The sequence below is a fragment of the Paenibacillus agaridevorans genome (assembly GCF_003112455.1).
GTDB classification, from domain to species: Bacteria; Bacillota; Bacilli; order Paenibacillales; family Paenibacillaceae; genus Pristimantibacillus; species Pristimantibacillus agaridevorans.
On record NZ_BDQX01000291.1, the window covers coordinates 36,553 to 36,759 of the forward strand.

Consider the following 207-nt stretch of genomic DNA (forward strand, 5'->3'; position numbering starts at 1 on the left):
TGCAGCAGGCAACAGCGTGCCGGCTTCGATCGTCGAACGTTCGAGTAGCTCGCCCGGGGCGACGCGCGAAGAATTAAGACGCACGAACACCCAAGCGGAGCTGCCGCGTCGAGAAAATTCGGGCATCGGGGATCCCGAGCAGGATCGCGCTGTCGAATGGAAGCCGCGCAGTCGCAGCTTGGCGGCTGCCGAAGCCGCCGCTTCAGC

1 protein-coding gene is annotated in these 207 nt (G+C 65.2%); it reads left to right on the forward strand.

Annotated features, from left to right (window positions below; genetic code table 11):
• Positions 1-207: hypothetical protein (locus tag PAT3040_RS38130; RefSeq protein WP_219930312.1), on the forward strand; the 207-nt coding region annotated here is incomplete at both ends.